10 protein-coding genes and 1 pseudogene are annotated in these 18,097 nt (G+C 34.1%); 10 read left to right on the top strand and 1 reads right to left on the bottom strand.

Annotated elements, in window-relative coordinates:
* The first annotated feature begins 215 nt into the window (after positions 1–215).
* The 3 genes from yhbH to FOT98_RS19765 all read left to right on the top strand — a co-directional run bounded on the left by yhbH (position 216) and on the right by FOT98_RS19765 (position 6,076).
* On the top strand, positions 216–1,391 hold the full coding sequence (gene yhbH, locus FOT98_RS19775) for a sporulation protein YhbH (RefSeq protein ID WP_063263516.1): 1,176 nt from the start codon (positions 216–218) through the stop codon (positions 1,389–1,391).
* Positions 1,392–1,520: 129 nt separating this feature from the next.
* Positions 1,521–5,054, top strand: coding sequence for a leucine-rich repeat domain-containing protein (locus FOT98_RS19770; protein ID WP_144291124.1), 3,534 nt, complete (start codon positions 1,521–1,523; stop codon positions 5,052–5,054).
* A 155-nt stretch (positions 5,055–5,209) separates the two neighbouring features.
* Complete coding sequence (locus FOT98_RS19765) at positions 5,210–6,076, top strand: GNAT family N-acetyltransferase (protein ID WP_063263515.1); 867 nt, start codon at positions 5,210–5,212, stop codon at positions 6,074–6,076.
* 93 nt (positions 6,077–6,169) lie between these two features.
* Here FOT98_RS19765 and opuD read toward each other — a convergent pair whose 3' ends face one another.
* Positions 6,170–7,720 (bottom strand): glycine betaine transporter OpuD, encoded by a 1,551-nt coding sequence (opuD, locus tag FOT98_RS19760; protein ID WP_063263521.1) that lies wholly within the window; start codon positions 7,718–7,720, stop codon positions 6,170–6,172.
* Between the two features lie 268 nt (positions 7,721–7,988).
* Here opuD and colA point away from each other — a divergent pair, with 268 nt between their 5' ends.
* From colA to FOT98_RS19730, 7 genes and pseudogenes are all read left to right on the top strand, one after another.
* Positions 7,989–10,886 carry a collagenase ColA gene (gene colA, locus FOT98_RS19755; RefSeq protein WP_063263514.1) on the top strand — a complete coding sequence of 966 codons (2,898 nt, stop codon included), beginning with the start codon at positions 7,989–7,991 and terminating at the stop codon, positions 10,884–10,886.
* A gap of 245 nt (positions 10,887–11,131) precedes the next feature.
* Entirely contained in the window at positions 11,132–11,680 is a 549-nt protein-coding gene (locus FOT98_RS19750) for an NfeD family protein (RefSeq protein ID WP_001173143.1), read from the top strand.
* Positions 11,681–11,692: 12 nt separating this feature from the next.
* Positions 11,693–13,267: a flotillin lipid rafts scaffold protein FloT gene (locus FOT98_RS19745; protein ID WP_000155003.1), complete on the top strand. Its 1,575-nt coding sequence runs from the start codon at positions 11,693–11,695 to the stop codon at positions 13,265–13,267.
* A 245-nt stretch (positions 13,268–13,512) separates the two neighbouring features.
* A pseudogene (locus FOT98_RS33485) lies at positions 13,513–14,547 on the top strand (HAMP domain-containing protein); the annotation flags it as partial.
* On the top strand, positions 14,542–15,489 hold the full coding sequence (locus FOT98_RS33480; RefSeq protein WP_371915237.1) for a methyl-accepting chemotaxis protein: 948 nt from the start codon (positions 14,542–14,544) through the stop codon (positions 15,487–15,489). The pseudogene FOT98_RS33485 and the gene FOT98_RS33480, both read left to right, overlap by 6 nt.
* Before the next feature lie 188 nt (positions 15,490–15,677).
* Complete coding sequence (locus tag FOT98_RS19735) at positions 15,678–17,288, top strand: ATP-binding protein (RefSeq protein ID WP_080467863.1); 1,611 nt, start codon at positions 15,678–15,680, stop codon at positions 17,286–17,288.
* Complete coding sequence (locus FOT98_RS19730; RefSeq protein WP_063263511.1) at positions 17,288–17,980, top strand: response regulator; 693 nt, start codon at positions 17,288–17,290, stop codon at positions 17,978–17,980. The genes FOT98_RS19735 and FOT98_RS19730 overlap by 1 nt, the downstream gene beginning before the upstream one ends.
* Positions 17,981–18,097: the final 117 nt, after the last annotated feature.

The raw sequence follows: 18,097 nt of genomic DNA, 5'->3' as shown, positions 1-18,097 counted from the left end.
TGTTTCTTTCTTATCAACGGCTGAATGTTTCTTTCTAGTATGTGAGTGGCAAAATTTTGTTTAGAATGCTCGGGGTATTATATGAAAAACGTTATATATGTTTATGGGATGAATTTCGATGGGCAGTTACCTTTCATTCTTGCTTGCACAGTATAAAATAAAATTTCTAGCTTGCTGTTCATATAGAAAGACAATTACAGTAAGGAGGGAAAGAAATGGGTGAAGAAAACCAACCAAATTATACGATTTCACAGGAAAACTGGTCCCTCCATCGCAAAGGATATGACGACCAACAACGCCATCAAGAAAAAGTACAAGAGGCAATTAAGAATAATTTACCCGATCTTGTAACAGAGGAAAGTATAGTTATGTCTAATGGCAAGGATGTTGTAAAAATACCAATTCGTTCTCTAGATGAATATAAGATTAGATACAATTATGATAAAAACAAACACGTTGGGCAAGGAAATGGTGACAGCAAAGTTGGTGATGTCGTTGCGAGAGATGGATCAGGTGGTCAAAAGCAAAAAGGACCAGGAAAAGGGCAAGGAGCAGGGGACGCGGCTGGAGAGGATTATTATGAAGCTGAAGTCTCTATTTTAGAATTAGAGCAAGCGTTTTTCAAAGAATTAGAGCTGCCTAATTTAAAGAGAAAAGAAATGGATGAAAACCGGATTGAGCATGTTGAATTTAATGATATTAGAAAAACTGGATTATGGGGAAATATTGATAAGAAACGAACGATGATATCTGCATATAAACGAAATGCAATGCGTGGTAAAGCATCCTTTCATCCAATTCACCAAGAAGATTTAAAATTCCGTACTTGGAATGAAGTATTAAAACCAGATTCAAAAGCAGTTGTATTAGCGATGATGGATACAAGTGGATCGATGGGAATATGGGAGAAGTATATGGCACGTAGCTTCTTTTTCTGGATGACAAGATTTCTAAGAACGAAGTATGAAACAGTAGATATTGAGTTTATTGCCCATCATACGGAGGCAAAAGTCGTTACAGAGGAGGAGTTTTTCTCAAAAGGAGAAAGTGGCGGAACAATCTGTTCTTCTGTATACAAAAAAGCACTCGAGTTAATCGATAATAAATATTCACCAGACCGCTATAATATTTATCCATTCCATTTTTCAGACGGTGATAATTTAACATCAGATAACGCTAGATGCGTAAAGCTTGTTGAAGAGTTGATGAAGAAGTGTAATATGTTTGGCTATGGAGAAGTGAATCAATACAATCGCCACAGTACCCTCATGTCAGCCTATAAAAATATTAAAGATGAGAATTTCAGATATTATATTTTAAAGCAAAAAGCAGATGTATTCCACGCAATGAAAAGCTTCTTTAGAGAAGAATCAGGAGAGAAAATGGCATAACCCCTTTAAAAAGGGGTTATTTTTTTGTAAACTTTTTATTTTTCTAGTTGACAATGAAAATGAAAATCATTATCATTTATTCGAGATATGATTACATTTAGATTTATATATTTTGGAGGAGATGTAAAGTTGAAAAAAAATAAAAGAAAACATATAAATGCAATGTTAGTGGCTGCGACATTATCGTTGCCGTTTGCGGTTTATGCAACACCGGTCTTAGCGGCTACTGCTGCTACAGAGAATATGGCTGCACAAAGTCCAAAAAAGCATGTTTTTGATGCAGTAATTAAGGCTTATAAAGATAACTCAAATGAAGAGTCATATGCAACTGTATATATAAAAGATCCAAAGCTGACGATTGAAAATGGGAAAAGAATAATTACAGCAACATTAAAAGATAGTGATTTCTTTGACTATCTGAAAGTCGAAGATAGTAAAGAGCCAGGTGTCTTCCATGATGTAAAGGTGCTTTCAGAAGATAAAAGAAAACATGGAACGAAAGTTATACAATTCGAAGTAGGTGAGTTAGGAAAAAGATATAATATGCAAATGCATATTTTAATTCCCACTTTAGGGTACGATAAGGAATTCAAAATTCAGTTTGAAGTAAATATGCGTACATTTGTAGAAAACGATATAGAAGAGGATGAAGAAGAGCAAATTGAAGATACACAAAATATCATACGTGATAAACGATTACAACAAGTAATTAATAAAAATGTATTAAATAGAAAAGATGTAAATGAACCTATATTTGAAGAAGATTTAAAAGAAATTAAAGAGTTAAATATATATGCAGGTCAAGGAATTGAGAGTCTAAAAGGATTAGAGTATATGGAAAATCTAGAAAGACTAATAATACAAGGGTCTGATGTACGAAATATAGCTCCTATTTCACAGCTAAAACGTTTAAAAGTAGTTGATCTATCTTTTAATAAAATAGAAAATGTCGAGCCGCTTGTAAACTTAGAAAGACTGGATATATTAGAGCTACAAAATAATAGAATTGCTGACATTACTCCACTGAGTCAACTTAAAAAGGTTAGAACAATTAACTTATCAGGTAATAAAATTAGTGATATAAAGCCTTTATATAATGTTTCTTCTTTAAGAAAGCTATATGTAAGTAATAATAAGATTACTGATCTTACAGGCATTGAGCAAATGAATAAGTTAGGGACATTAGGGGTAGGAAGTAATGGGCTTGTAAATATTGAACCAATTAGTAAGATGAGTGGCATTGTGGAACTTGATCTTCAAAAAAATGATATTAAAGATATTGCATCACTATCTAAACTAACTGGCTTACAATCACTTAACTTAGAAGAAAACTATGTTTCGGATGTATCACCACTTAGTAATTTGAACAATTTATATGATTTAAAACTTGCGACAAATGAGATTCGTGATATAAGACCTATTCATGAATTAGGAAAACGAATTAAGATTGATGCTCAAAGACAAAAAGTCTTTTTAGATGAAGCCTACATGAATGAAGAAGTGAAAATTCCTGTATATGATTTAAATGGGACAGCACTTCAAAATATTGAGTGGAAGAGTGAAGGCGGAAGTATTACGAACGGAGCAATAAAGTGGAATAGCCTTGGAGAAAAAACGTATGAATTTAAGATGGATACTGGCGAAAGTAAGATAAGGTTCCAAGGAAGGGTAATACAAAATATCGTTGAAAAACGAGAAGAGAGTTCGAACGTAATTCAAGATATGAAACTAAGACAATACATGAATAAACATAATTTTGAACGTAAAAATGTAAATACACCTATAACGAAAGAAGATTTATTAACAGTTAAGGCTTTGAAAATTACGGATGGGAAAAAAGAGGGCATAACAGATTTTTCTGGATTAGAATTAATGACAAATATGGAAGAATTGACATTACAAAATGTTAATATGAAAAATGTGGAATTTATCTCAGGTTTGAGAAATTTGAAGTCAGTAGATTTATCCTATAATCAAATTGAAGATATTAAACCACTTCATTCATTAGAGAATCTTGAAAAATTAAATATTAGCAATAACAGTATAAAAAATGTTCCCGAACTATTTAAGATGCAGAAATTAAAAACTCTAGACCTATCAAATAATAAACTGGATAATGCTGCTTTGGATGGAATTCATCAATTGGAAAATCTAGATGCATTGTTAGTAAATAATAATGAAATCAATAATTTAGATGAGATTAGCAAAGTTAGCAAATTGAATAAGCTTGAAATGATGGGCAATAAAGTACGAGATATCTCTCCATTAGCTAGCTTGAAAAACTTACAGTGGTTAAATTTATCTGATAATAAAATTAAAGATATCTCTACTTTATCTTCTATGCTTGATTTACTTAGCTTGAAATTAGCTGGAAATGAGATTCGTGATGTACGACCGGTCATTCAATTGGCTCAATGGATAACAGTTGATATTAAAAACCAAAAAATTGTTTTAGAAGATGGACAAATGAATCAAGAAATCCAAATTCCTATCTACGATTTAGAGGGAGAAATCTTCGAAGATATTGAACTGAAGAGTGAAGACGGTATCGTTACCGATAGAGGAACAGTCGTATGGAAAACCCCAGGAGAAAAAGTTTATGCATTCTCCTTAAACGGAAATTATCACGGTCTATCTCTATTATTCAGTGGTACGGTTATGCAAAATATAGTAGCGAAAGAAGAACCGAAAGAACCAACACCAGAAGTTGAAGGACCGAAAGAAGAGCCAAAAGAACCAACAAAAGAAGAAGTAAAAGAACCAGCAAAAGAAGTTGAAGAACCGAAAGAAGAAGTAAAAGAACCAACAAAAGAAGTTGAAGAACCGAAAGAAGAAGTAAAAGAACCAACAAAAGAAGTTGAAGAACCGAAAGAAGAAGTAAAAGAACCAGTAAAAGAAGTTGAAAAACCAAAAGAAGAGCCAAAAGAACCAACAAAAGAAGTTGAAAAACCGAAAGAAGAGCCAAAAGAACCAACAAAAGAAGTTGAAAAATCAAAAGAAGAAGTAAAAGAACCAGCAAAAGAAGTTGAAGAACCGAAAGAAGAAGTAAAAGAACCAGTAAAAGAAGTTGAAAAACCAAAAGAAGAGCCAAAAGAACCAACGAAAGAAGTTGAAAAACCGAAAGAAGAGCCAAAAGAACCAACGAAAGAAGTTGAAAAACCAAAAGAAGAGCCAAAAGAACCAACAAAAGAAGTTGAAAAACCGAAAGAAGAGCCAAAAGAACAAACAAAAGAAGTTGAAGAATCGAAAGAAGAAGTAAAAGAACCAGCAGCGGAGGTTGAAGAACCAAAAGAAGAAGTGAAAGAACCAACAACAGGAGTTGAAGGATCGAAAGTCGAGGTAAAAGAACCGGCAAAAGAAGTTGAAGGATCGAAAGTCGAGGTAAAAGAACCGGCAAAAGAAGTTAAAGGATCGAAAGACGCAGTAAATCAATCAGCAGTAGTTCAAGAACAAAACGTGAATAATCAAGTTGTGAAAGAAAAAGTAGTAGAGAATCAAAAAATGAAAGAAAGTAAACCAGCTGTTAATAAACAAGAAGAAAGTAAGAAATCACTAGGAGCAACAGGTGGGCAAGAAAATAATGTATCTTTATTTGGTGGCTTAGCATTAGTTCTTTCAGCATTAAGTATGTTTGTATTTAGAAAGAAATTATTTAAGAAATAAAAACGTATTATCTTGCTATAACGTAAAATAATTATATGATTTTTTGAGAAGACATTATTATGGCGATTTCATTTTGAAATATGCTTATGATAATGTCTTTTTTTGAAGGATATAAATGGAAAAAGTGTAAATGTATTAGAGAAGGAGGAGAGGTTATGCATGTTAGTTCTATTTTGAAAATTGAAGAGGTGGCAGCATTTATTGCGAATATGAATAAAGATGCTACTCATCATGTTGGTTATTGTGGAGATGAGAAAGAGGAGTTGTTACAGACAATTATTCATGATTTTTCGGATATAGGATGGGAACAATCTTTTGTTGCTACTTATGAGAATAATAATTTAATAGGTGTATTAGGATTTGATGTGGATGAAGTAAAAAAATGTTCAGAGATTTGGGGACCGTTTATTCTTTCAGCGAATTGGGAAGAAGTTGCTTTACATATGTGGAAGGAACTTATCGAAAAGGTGCCTTTTCATATTGAAAAGTTTTATGGTTTTTATCATGTGGAAAATAATAATTGTGCCCGCTTAATGAAGGAGTTATATGCAAAAGAACAAGATCGACATAGTATTTTCAGTTTAAGCCATAGTATTGTGGAAGAACGTAGTATATGTAATGTAGAAGAAGCTTTACCAAAAGTATTTGAGCAGTTTATCTCTTTACACAATAATGCTTTTCCTAATACATATTATGAAGGAAATGAAATTATCGAACGTTTAAGTGATACGAATAAATTATTTGTAAGTATGAAGAATGATAAGTTAGAAGGTTACGTATATGTTGAAGTAAATCCGGAGTTTCAAGAAGCGAATATCGAATTTATTGTAAGTGCTGAAAATAGTAGAAGAAAAGGTGTCGGAGAGCGGTTATTACAAGCTGCTATTCGTTATATTTTCTCGTTCCACGGGATGAGAGAGATAGAGTTATGTTTGAATACGAATAATGATCGTGCGATGAAGTTGTACAAGAAAGTAGGTTTTGAGGAGAAAGCATGTTTACAACACTATATAATAGAGTAAAAACCCATTCGTATGAAGATTATAATTCATACGAATGGGTTTTATTTAATTTACTTTGCCGCCCTCAGTAATAACGGATTCAGGTACTAATCGTTACATAACTTTTTTTATTTTTTTCGGAACTTCTTTCGTTTGCGAATTAACATCTTCTTTTCGCAGCTCTTTAAAGAGCGAAGCAACCATAAGAACGACTACGATAGAAAATGGTAGTGCTGCGATTATAGCTGCAATTTGTAGTGCATTTAATCCTCCAGCTTGTAATAAAAGAGCTGCAATGATCGCGATTGTTAATCCCCATATAAGTTTTAAACTATTTTTCGGTGATAAGCTTCCGTTACTCGTTTGCATTGAAACAACAAACGTTGCCGAGTCGGCAGAAGTAACGAAAAATGTGGCTACTAAAATTAACCCGATAACCGTTAAAAATGTAGAGAATGGTAGGTGTGAAATAACAGCAAATAATCCAATCTCTGTACCGTTTTTTGCAATTTCATCAGCTATTCCAAGCGATTGGAACATTTCCATATGGATAGCCGTACCGCCAAATACTGCAAACCAAAATGTACATATAAGAGTTGGGACTAATACAACTCCAATAATAAATTCTTTTATTGTGCGCCCTTTAGAAATACGAGCGATGAATGTACCGACGAATGGAGACCAAGAGATCCACCATCCCCAATAGAAAATAGTCCAGTTTTCAATCCAAGAAGAAGATTTTTCATTAAATGCTCCTAAATTTAATCCCATACTAGGTAAAGCTCCGATATAAGAACCGAGTGTAGATGTGAAATATTTCATAATAAATACAGTTGGTCCTAAAAGTAAAAAGGAGATGAGTAATATACCTGCAAGAGAGAAATTTAAGTTACTCAAATATTTAATCCCACGATCTAAGCCCGTTTGTGCGCTTGTTAAATATAAAACAGCGAAGATGGCGATAAGTACGAGCTGTGTAAGTAAAGTGTTATGAATAGAAGGGAATAAATAGCTTAATCCTCCGGCGATTTGTTGAGCACCAATCCCAACAGATGGCACAATACCGAATACTGTGGCTAAAACAGCTAAAATATCGACTGTTTTTCCGATAGGAGAATTTTTCGATCGATTAAATAATGGAGTAACTGTAGCCCCAATTGTGCTACCTTTTTGTTTGCGGAATGTGAAATATGCAATTGTTAAAGCAACCATTGCGTATAGTGACCATGGAAAGAGACCCCAGTGGAAAAATGAATATTGCATAGCGAGCTTGGCGCTTTCCTCTGTACCTGCGTTTCCTGTTAATGGATCTGTAAAATGTGAAATTGGTTCAGCGATTCCATAAAAGAGGAGTCCAATTCCCATTCCTGCTCCAAACAACATGGATAGCCAAGATGGATAACTATACTTTGGTTTTTCTCCATCTTTACCAAGACGAATAGAACCGTACTTAGAAAATGCTAAATAAGTGGCTAAAATAATCATTGCGGTCATAAGTAGAGAGTAAAACCATCCAAATTTATTGAGGATAAATGAATTTAAGGAAGATGTAACACTTTGTAAATCATAGCCTTGTATCCAACTTGCCGGGGTAATTCCCCATATGATGAATAATGTTGTTAGCAAGATGGAGATATAAAATACACTGTTCTCTTTTTTTATCATAGAATCCCACCCTTGTTTAATAAAGTTAACAATTATATTAATCATAACAATTAAAGGTTGAATTGTCAAAAGATTCTCTTTTTGACACGTGTGAAGGGACTGTTTAATTGCTATAGATTCATAACTATTGGAGGTTAGATAAAGGGAAGGTTGTTCACGATTTGTACAAAATGTAAGAAGAAATAATATGAAATATTGCATTTTATATTGTTGTATATAGATTTTATGTTAAATTCGTGAATGGAATATTTGAATAGGGGGCAAGGATATGAACAAGAAATCAACAATTAATAAAGTAATGCTTAGCATTAGTACAATGGCTCTATCACTGGGGGCAATTCAAACTCACGTATCAGCAGAAGAAAAGGTGCCATATAATGTATTGCATTCGAGACCGGTTGGAATTGAAAAGCCAGTAGATGAGATTGGGCACGTTTCTAAAGCTGAGGAGACATTATCGTTTCAAGAACGGTTACAAGTAGGAGACTTCTCGCAGCGACCAGCATCTATTATGAAGAGCTCAGAAGTAAAGCAAATGAAAGAAAGCTATTCAATGGCTGATTTAAATAAAATGAATAATCAAGAATTGGTTGAAACACTAGGAAGTATTAAATGGAATCAAATTACAGACTTATTCCAGTTCAATGAAGATGCAAAGGCTTTTTATAAAGACAAAGGAAAAATGCAAGCGGTTATAGATGAATTAACTCACCGAGGTAGTACGTTTACGAAAGATGATTCAAAAGGAATTCAAACGTTTACAGAAGTGTTACGTTCAGCTTTTTATCTTGCATTTTACAATAATGAATTAAGCGATTTAAATGAGAGAAGCTTCCAGGATAAATGTTTACCTGCTTTAAAAGCAATCGCAACAAATCCAAACTTTAAGCTAGGTACATATGAACAAGATTCAGTCGTATCTGCATACGGTAAATTAATCAGCAATGCTTCAAGTGATGTAGAAACGGTTCAATACGCAGCTAATATTTTAAAACAATACAATGATAATCTTCGTACGTATGTAGACGATCGTATGAAAGGACAAGCTGTATACGATATGATGCAAGGTATTGATTATGATATGCAATCTTATTTATTTGAAACCCGTAAAGAGGCAAAAGATACAATGTGGTATGGGAAAGTAGATGGGTTTATTAATGAAATAAATCGTATCGCTCTTCTAAATGAAGTAACACCAGAAAACAAGTGGCTCGTTAATAATGGAATTTATTTCGCTAGTCGTTTAGGGAAGTTTCATAGTAATCCAAATAAAGGTTTAGAGGTTGTTACACAAGCAATGCATATGTACCCGCGTTTAAGTGAGCCGTATTTTGTTGCAGTAGAACAAATTACAACAAATTATAATGGAAAAGATTATAGCGGGAATACGGTAGATTTAGAGACGATACGTAAAGAAGGGAAAGAACAGTACTTACCAAAAACGTATACATTTGACGATGGATCTATCGTATTTAAAACAGGGGATAAAGTATCAGAAGAAAAAATTAAGAGACTATACTGGGCTGCAAAGGAAGTAAAAGCACAGTATCATCGTGTAATTGGAAATGACAAAGCGTTAGAGCCAGGCAATGCAGATGATGTATTAACGATAGTAATTTATAACAGTCCAGAGGAGTATCAGTTAAATAGACAACTGTATGGATATGAAACAAACAACGGTGGAATTTATATTGAAGAAACAGGAACATTCTTTACATATGAGCGTACGCCAGAGCAAAGTATTTATAGTTTAGAAGAGTTATTCCGTCATGAGTTTACTCATTATCTTCAAGGGAGATATGAAGTGCCAGGTTTATTCGGAAGAGGGGATATGTATCAAAATGAAAGATTAACTTGGTTCCAAGAAGGAAATGCAGAATTTTTCGCAGGATCTACTCGTACAAATAATGTAGTACCGAGAAAGAGCATTATTAGTGGATTATCATCTGATCCTGCAAGCCGTTATACAGCAGAGCGAACATTATTTGCTAAATATGGTTCTTGGGATTTCTATAATTACTCATTCGCATTGCAGTCTTATTTATATACACATCAATTTGAAACGTTTGATAAAATTCAAGATTTAATTCGTGCAAATGACGTGGAAAATTATGATGTATATCGTGAAAAGCTAAGTAAAGATTCTAAACTAAATAAAGAGTATCAAGATTATATGCAACAGCTAATTGATAATCAAGATAAATATAATGTGCCGGAAGTAGCAAATGATTATTTAGCTGAACATGCACCGAAATTACTAACAGCAGTAGAGAAAGAAATTAGTGATACGATGCCTATGAAAGATGGGAAAATGAAAAAACATAGCTCACAATTCTTTAATACATTTACATTAGAAGGTACGTATACGGGTAGTGCAACAAAAGGTGAGGCAGAAGACTGGAATGCAATGAGTAAGAAAGTAAATGAAGCGCTAGAACAACTGGCACAAAAAGAATGGAGTGGCTACAAAACTATTACAGCATACTTCGTCAATTACCGTGTGAATAGCTCAAAGCAATTTGAATATGATGTAGTCTTCCACGGTATCGCAAAAGATGACGGAGAAAATAAAGCTCCAACAGTTAATATAAATGGGCCTTATAACGGACTTGTAAAAGAAGGTATTCGATTTAAAAGTGATGGATCAAATGATGAAGATGGAAAAATCGTTTCTTATTTATGGGAATTTGGTGATGGAAGCACAAGTGCAGAGGTTAATCCAGTACATGCATATGAAAGAGAAGGAACTTATAAGGTAGCGTTAAGAGTAAAAGATGATAAAGGTAAAGAGAACAGAAGCGAAACAACTGTTACGATTAAAGATGGAAGTTTAACAGAATCAGAACCAAATAATCGTCCAGAGGAAGCAAATCGTATTGGGCTAAACACTACTATAAAAGGTAGCCTTATCGGCGGAGATCACACTGATGTTTATACATTTAATGTAGCATCAGCGAAAGATATCGATATTTCCGTTTTAAATGAGTATGGAATCGGGATGACATGGGTACTTCACCATGAATCAGATATGCAAAATTATGCAGCTTACGGTCAAGCTAATGGAAATCATATAGAAGCAAAATTTGGTGCAAAACCAGGTAAGTATTATTTGTATGTATATAAATATGATAATGGCGATGGAACGTACGAATTATCAGTAAAATAAGTGCTTTTCCAATGTATGTTTAACTTTACTTTTTGTGGAAAATAGTATATTATATAGATATATAATATATCGGTTATTTACTAGGAGGAGCCTGTCACAATAGGTTTCTCCTGTTCTTTTTTAGGGGCCTGTCTTACAGGCTTTTCTTTAAAGGGTAAATAACTGAAAATTAAGAACTATAATCTTTGAAAGAGGTGGGGCATACACATAACAAAAAAGGATTGTTTAAGAGAGGGGGATAAGAAATGGCTTTGTTTGGTTATCCACTTGAAACAATTTATTTATACGGATTTATTATTGCTACTATACTCACTGTTATTTATATCTTTTTTGGAGATATATTTGAATCCATATTTAGTTTTGGAGGCGGATCTGTATCCGTTGTTACTTTATTACTTAGTTTTTTCGCCATGTTATGTGGACTTAGTTATATAGGAGAATATTTATTTTCCTTTAATAGCATTCTTATTTTTGGGGCTGCATTTGCTATATCCTTTATTGGTGTTTTCATAATGAAAATATTAATTTTAAAGCCAATCGCAGAAGCAGAACAAAACACTGTGCAGCGTATGGATGAATTCATTGGTTGTAAGGGAGAGGTCATTACGACTATTCCTACAGAAGGATTTGGTGAAGTATTAATTTCCTCCCAATTTGGAAACAATGCAATCCTAGCTAAAACAGTTGGAAAGAAAGATATTTCACAAGGAACTGAAGTTATTATCGAGGGAGTCCAAGATGGTGTTTTGCTTGTACAGAACATCGCTTATTCTTTAAAGAAACCAAAATTATAAGGGGGAATTTACATGACGATTCCATTAATTATCGGTGGAGTATTACTCGCAATTTTAATTCTACTCATTTTAGTATTCATTACAAAGTATCGAACAGTTGGACCAGATGAAGCATTAATTGTTACTGGAAACTGGCTTGGTGGCGGGAAAAATGTAGTTACCACTGATGATGGAAAGAAGATTAAGATTATTCGTGGTGGCGGTACTTTCGTAGTTCCGATTATGCAAAGAGCAGAGCCTTTAAGTCTATTAAACTACAAGTTAGAAGTGGGAACACGTGATACGTATACGAAACAAGGTGTACCGATTACAGTAAACGGTGTTTCTATTATTAAAGTAGGATCTACCATTGAAGAAGTTTCTACAGCTGCTGAACAATATTTAGGAAAAGAAACAGAAGAGTTGAAAATAGAAGCAAAAGAGGTTTTAGAAGGGCATCTACGTGCTATCTTATCTTCTATGACAGTAGAAGATGCGTATAGTAATAGAGAGCAATTTGCTCAAAAGGTGCATGAGGTAGCTTCTACAGATTTAAAGAAAATGGGTCTTCGCATCGTTTCCTTTACAATTAAAGAAATCATGGATAAGAACGGTTATTTAGATGCACTTGGTCAGCCGCAAATTGCGACAGTTAAGCGTGATGCAACTATTGCGAATGCAGAGCGTGAAAAAGAAGCTCGTATTGAAAAAGCTCGTGCTGAGAAAGAAGCGAAAGAAGCTGAATACCAACGTGATGCCCAAATCGCTGAAGCTGAAAAACATAAAGAGTTAAAAGTACAATCTTATAAGAGAGAGCAAGAACAAGCTCGTGCAGATGCCGATCTTTCTTACGAATTACAACAAGCGAAAGCGCAACAAGGTGTTACAGAAGAGCAAATGCGCGTTAAAATCATTGAGCGTGAGAAACAAATTGAATTAGAAGAAAAAGAGATTGCGCGTCGTGAAAAGCAATACGATGCAGAAGTAAAGAAAAAAGCAGATGCAGATCGCTATGCTGTTGAGCAATCAGCGGAAGCAGAGAAAGTAAAACAAATTAAAAAGGCAGATGCGGATCAATATAAGATTGAAGCTGAAGCGAGAGCTCGTGCAGAAGAAGTACGTGTAGAAGGTTTAGCGAAAGCGGAAATCGAAAAAGCGCAAGGTCAAGCAAAAGCAGAAGTACAAAAAGCACAAGGTACAGCGGAAGCAGATGTTATTAGGTTAAAAGGTTTAGCAGAAGCAGAAGCGAAACAAAAAATTGCAGAGGCATTTGAGTTATATGGCCAAGCGGCAATTATGGATATGGTTCTTAACATGCTTCCAAGTTATGCGAAGGAAGTTGCAAGCCCACTTAGCAACATTGATAAAATTACAGTTGTCGATACAGGCGGCGGTGGTAAAAATAGCGGTGCCGGAAAAGTTGCAGGTTATGCGACTGATTTAATGGCAACGATGCAAGAAACATTAAAGGCTTCTTCTGGCATTGACTTAAAAGAGTTATTAGAAGGATTTGCTGGAAAAGGAGCAGTACAACAATTATCAAACGATAAACCTGTTGTGTCTGTAGTAGAAGATGAGAAAAAAGAAGTAGCAAAAGATAAAGAATAGCAAAGTGAAGAACCTCTAGTAAGTGAGATACTAGAGGTTCTTCTGTGAATTATAATATTTCGAATAATATACATTTTTATATATTGTTTTAATTATATAAATTATATAGAATGAAAAAGGTATGTATCAACTCTTCAATAGAGAAAGATATAGAGAGTCACATTGATACATTTCAATCGTAAGATTTATATAAAGAAATTAAATGTAAGGCAATTACATTTAAAACGGTATGGAGGGGTAGAAACATGTTTCAAGGAAAATTAAGGAGTAGTAGCTTAAAAGCAAAGTTACTTGTATCATTTGTTATCATTTTAATTCTTCCAAGTATTGTAATTGGTTGGACGTCTTATCAACAAGCGAAGACAAATTTTAATGAAACGATTTTACAAACAGCACAAGATAACGTAAAGATTTTAAATAATGTTATTAATAAAGAGATAGACAGTAAAAAGGTAGACGCGGTATATTTTACAAAGTTATTTAATGGAGTAAGTTATGGAACTGATCAGCTCCAAAATGTGCAAAATAAATTAGAAGAATATAATAAATTACATCCAGAAATAGAAGCGATTTATACGGGATCTAGTACTGGACAATTTATTCAATCACCGTCTATTCAAATGCCAGACGGGTATAATCCGGCAGAAAGAGATTGGTATAAAGAGGCAACGAAAAAAAGCGGAGAAGTTGTTATCACAACTCCCTATAAATCAACGACAACAGGGAATATTGTTATTACAATAGCAAAACAAAATGAGGATAAAAGTGGTGTTCTCGGTATTGATTTAATTATTAATGATATCGTAAACACTTCGAAAATGGTCAATATCGGTAAAAAAGGATATGTAGCAATCTTCGACCAATCTAAAAATGTAATAGCGCACCCGACGCTGAAGCCAGGTAATAAAATAGAAGAAAAACTGGAGAAAGAATTATACAAACAGGAAACAGGTGATTTTACATTTACACTTGATGGTGAGGAGCGCAATATTACCTTTATAACCAATAAGCAGACTGGATGGAAATTAGCAGGAATTATGCCTTCAAAAGAAATTATTGAAGCAGCTGAACCTATTTTCTATAAAACGATAACTGTTATTGGTATTTCATTAATAATTGGTGGGATTTTAATTTACTTCATCATTGCTTCTATTATTAATCCGTTAAAACAACTTGTTATATCATCGAAAAAGATTAGTGAAGGCGATTTAACAGAATCCATTACAGTTCATTCTAAGGATGAAATTGGACAGCTAGGAGAAAGCTTTAACGAGATGGCAGCATCATTACAGAAGGTCATTTCTAATATAAATACTTCAGCAAGTCATGTAGCGGCATCTTCAGAAGAATTAACAGCTAGTATGAAGCAGACGAGTGAAGCGACGGAACAAATTACACAAGCGATAGAGCAAGTGTCGAGTGGAGCGGAAATACAAACGAAAGAAGTTGAAGAAGGCGCAACATTATTAGAAGAAGTTACAGAAGGAATTCAGCGTGTTGCAGATAGTTCTTCATTAGTATCCACAGCATCTATGTATACGAAGAAAAAGGCTGAAGATGGTGGGAAGTTAGTTGAACAAACTGTGAATCAAATGCAATTAATCCATGAGTCTGTTTCACAATCTGATAAAGTGATTGTGTTATTAGATGATAAATCGAAACAAATTGGAGCAATCCTTGAGGTAATTCAACATATTGCAGAGCAGACAAATTTACTAGCATTAAATGCTGCAATTGAGGCTGCGAGAGCTGGAGAGCAAGGAAGAGGATTTGCAATTGTAGCAGATGAAGTGCGAAAGTTAGCAGAACAATCAGGACAGTCTTCTACGGAAATTGGAAAACTAGTAAAAGAGATACAATTTGACATAAAAGAGACAGTAAGTTCTATGAAGCAAGTTGGAACAGAAGTACAATCAGGACTTGTAGTTGCAAATGAAACGAAGCAAAGCTTTGCTGAAATATTGAAGTCTACAGATGATACAGTTGTACAAATTGATAGTATGGTAGAAGTAGCGGAACAAATGACAGTAGATGCAAAGCAAGTTAGTGCATCTATTAATGAAATTGCAGCTACGATTGAAGAAAATGCAGCAAGTGTTCAAAATATTGCTGGTTCTTCAGAAGAACAATTAGCTTCAGTAGATGAAATCAATGCAGCAGCAGTTCATTTATCGCAAATGGCAGAAGAATTACAAGAGATGATTGGAAAGTTTAAAGTGTAATAACAATGTTAAGAAACGAGGTAGTAATTGTACTTCGTTTCTTTTTTTATTCCGCTATTTGTGGGGTGATTAAAGTTTCGCTTTATGAAGATAAAAAATAAAGAAATATAGAGTAACCGTGTTATGATTAGGTGTAATTATAAAAGACTGTAAATTCATTAAATTCTATCTTTAATTATGTTAGGGGAATGGTTTTGAAATTTAAAAAGTTAAAACTACAACCGAGAATTACAATAACAATTAGTACGCTTATTCTAGTCGTACTTCTATTAACAAGTTATTTATTTTATTACATATTGTCTGAAACGGTAGAAGAGCAAATTGGGAAACGGGCTTTGCATGTTGCGAAAACAGTTGCTGCTATACCTGAAATAACGGAAGCTTTTCAAAAAGAAGATCCAGCTTCTATTATTCAGCCAATTGCAGAAAAAATTCGAATTGATACAGATGCTGATTTTATTGTAGTTGGAAACAAAGAGGGGATTCGATATGCACATCCTAAGCGAGATAAAATAGGAGAAGAAATGGTTGGTGGAGATAACGAAGGGGTTCTATTAGAAGGAAAATCATATGTTTCGAGAGCAACTGGATCATTAGGCCCTTCATTACGTGGCAAAGTTCCAATCCGTAATCAGGAAAATGAAATTATTGGCGTGGTGTCTGTTGGATTTTCAATGGATGATATTCATGGAGCGGTAGAAGTGTATGGAAAGCGTGTATTTTGGATTACAATAATCGGTCTTTTAATTGGAATAATTGGCTCTATATATTTAGCGGGAAGTATAAAAAGAATGATGTTTGGGATGGAGCCAGAAGAAATTTCATCTTTATATGAAGAGCATAGTACAGTGATTCAATCTGTACGTGAAGGGATTATTGTTATTGATCAAAATGGCATGATTAGTTTAGTCAATCAAGCGGCTTATGATATTCTTTCGCTAGATAGACAACGAAATATTATTGGAGAATTTATTTTAAATGTAATTCCTAATTCAACAATACTAGATGTATTTCAAACTGGAGAAGAACAGTTTGATCGTCAATTAAATATAAAAGGGCAGGCTGTGATTGCGAACCGTCTACCTATTAAAGTAAAGAATAAAGTAACTGGCGTTGTATCGAGCTTGCGTTTGAAATCTGAAATGGATCAATTAACAGCAGAATTATCTCAGACGAAGCAATATACAGAGGCATTACGAGCGCAAACACATGAATATAACAATTTGTTGTATACGCTTTCAGGTCTTATTCAGTTAGAATCATATGAGGATGCTTTAGAACTTATTCATAAGGAAACAGCGGTATATCAAGATTTTGTTCAATTTATTATGAAGCGAATTCAAAATCCGTGGTTAGGTGGGATTTTAATTGGATTCTATAATAGAGCAAGAGAGTTAAAGATTGATTTTATGCTAGATCGAGAAAGTAGCTTAGACAAATTAAGCCCGCACATTGAGAGTAATTATGTCGTTTCTATTTTAGGAAATTTAATTACGAATGCATTTGAAGCGATTGAAAGAAATGAAGAGAATGATAAGAAGGTAAGAATGTTTGTAACTGATATCGGAGAAGAAATAGTAATTGAAGTAGAAGATTCAGGACAAGGGATTCATGATGAAGTCATTACTAGTATATTTTATAAAGGATTCTCGACGAAAGAGGGCGGGAAGCGAGGATATGGATTAGCAAAAGTGAAAGAATTAGTAGAAGATTTAAATGGAAGTATTGCAATCGAAAAAGGGGATTTAGGTGGTGCATTATTTATTATCGCATTACCAAAAGAGAGAGGCGAATTGTAATGGGTGAGGAGATTGAAGTATTGATTGTAGAAGATGATATTCGAATTGCGGACATTCATCGTCGTTTTACTGAAAAAGTTGAGGGATTTAAAGTAATTGGAACAGCAACGACTGGAGAACAAGCGAAAGAATGGCTAGATCTTGTGAAGCCGCAGCTCGTTTTATTAGACGTGTATTTACCTGATATGCAAGGAACGGAACTTGTTACATATATTAGGCGTAATTTACATGATACAGATATTATTATGATTACAGCTGCATCGGAAACAGATGTAGTGAGGCATGCTTTACGGGGCGGAGTAACAGATTATATCGTAAAGCCACTTATGTTTGATCGATTTAAAGCAAGTTTGGAAGGTTATCAAAAAAAGATTGTGCAGCTGAAGAAAAATAATCAATTATCTACAGAACAAATAGAACATTTATGGTCTCAAAGAGGCGTAAAGGGACATGAAATAGAATATGCGCCGAAAGGGATCGATCCTTTAACTTTAGTAAAAATAAAAAAACATATGTTAACAGTGAATGAAGAAGGAATTACAGCAGAAGTGTTAAGTACAATGGTAGGAGTAAGCAGGTCAACAGCGAGGCGTTATTTAGAGTATTTAATATCTGGAAAGAGAGTTCGTGCGGAGCTTACATATGGGAGTGTAGGGAGACCAGAGAGACGGTATTTTCTTGTTTCTTCATAATAGAAAAAGAGTAGAGGATATATAAAATGTACCCTATAGAATAGACACTTGAAAAAAGTCTATTCTATAGGGTATTTCTTGTATAATAAAAGGAAAATCGGGATCGGAGAATGTTAA

It is taken from the genome of Bacillus sp. HY001 (genome assembly GCF_007558965.1).
Lineage (GTDB): Bacteria > Bacillota > Bacilli > Bacillales > Bacillaceae_G > Bacillus_A > Bacillus_A mobilis.
The sequence above is the reverse complement of the archived record's forward strand: the minus strand, read 5'-3'. Positions and strand labels throughout refer to the sequence as shown.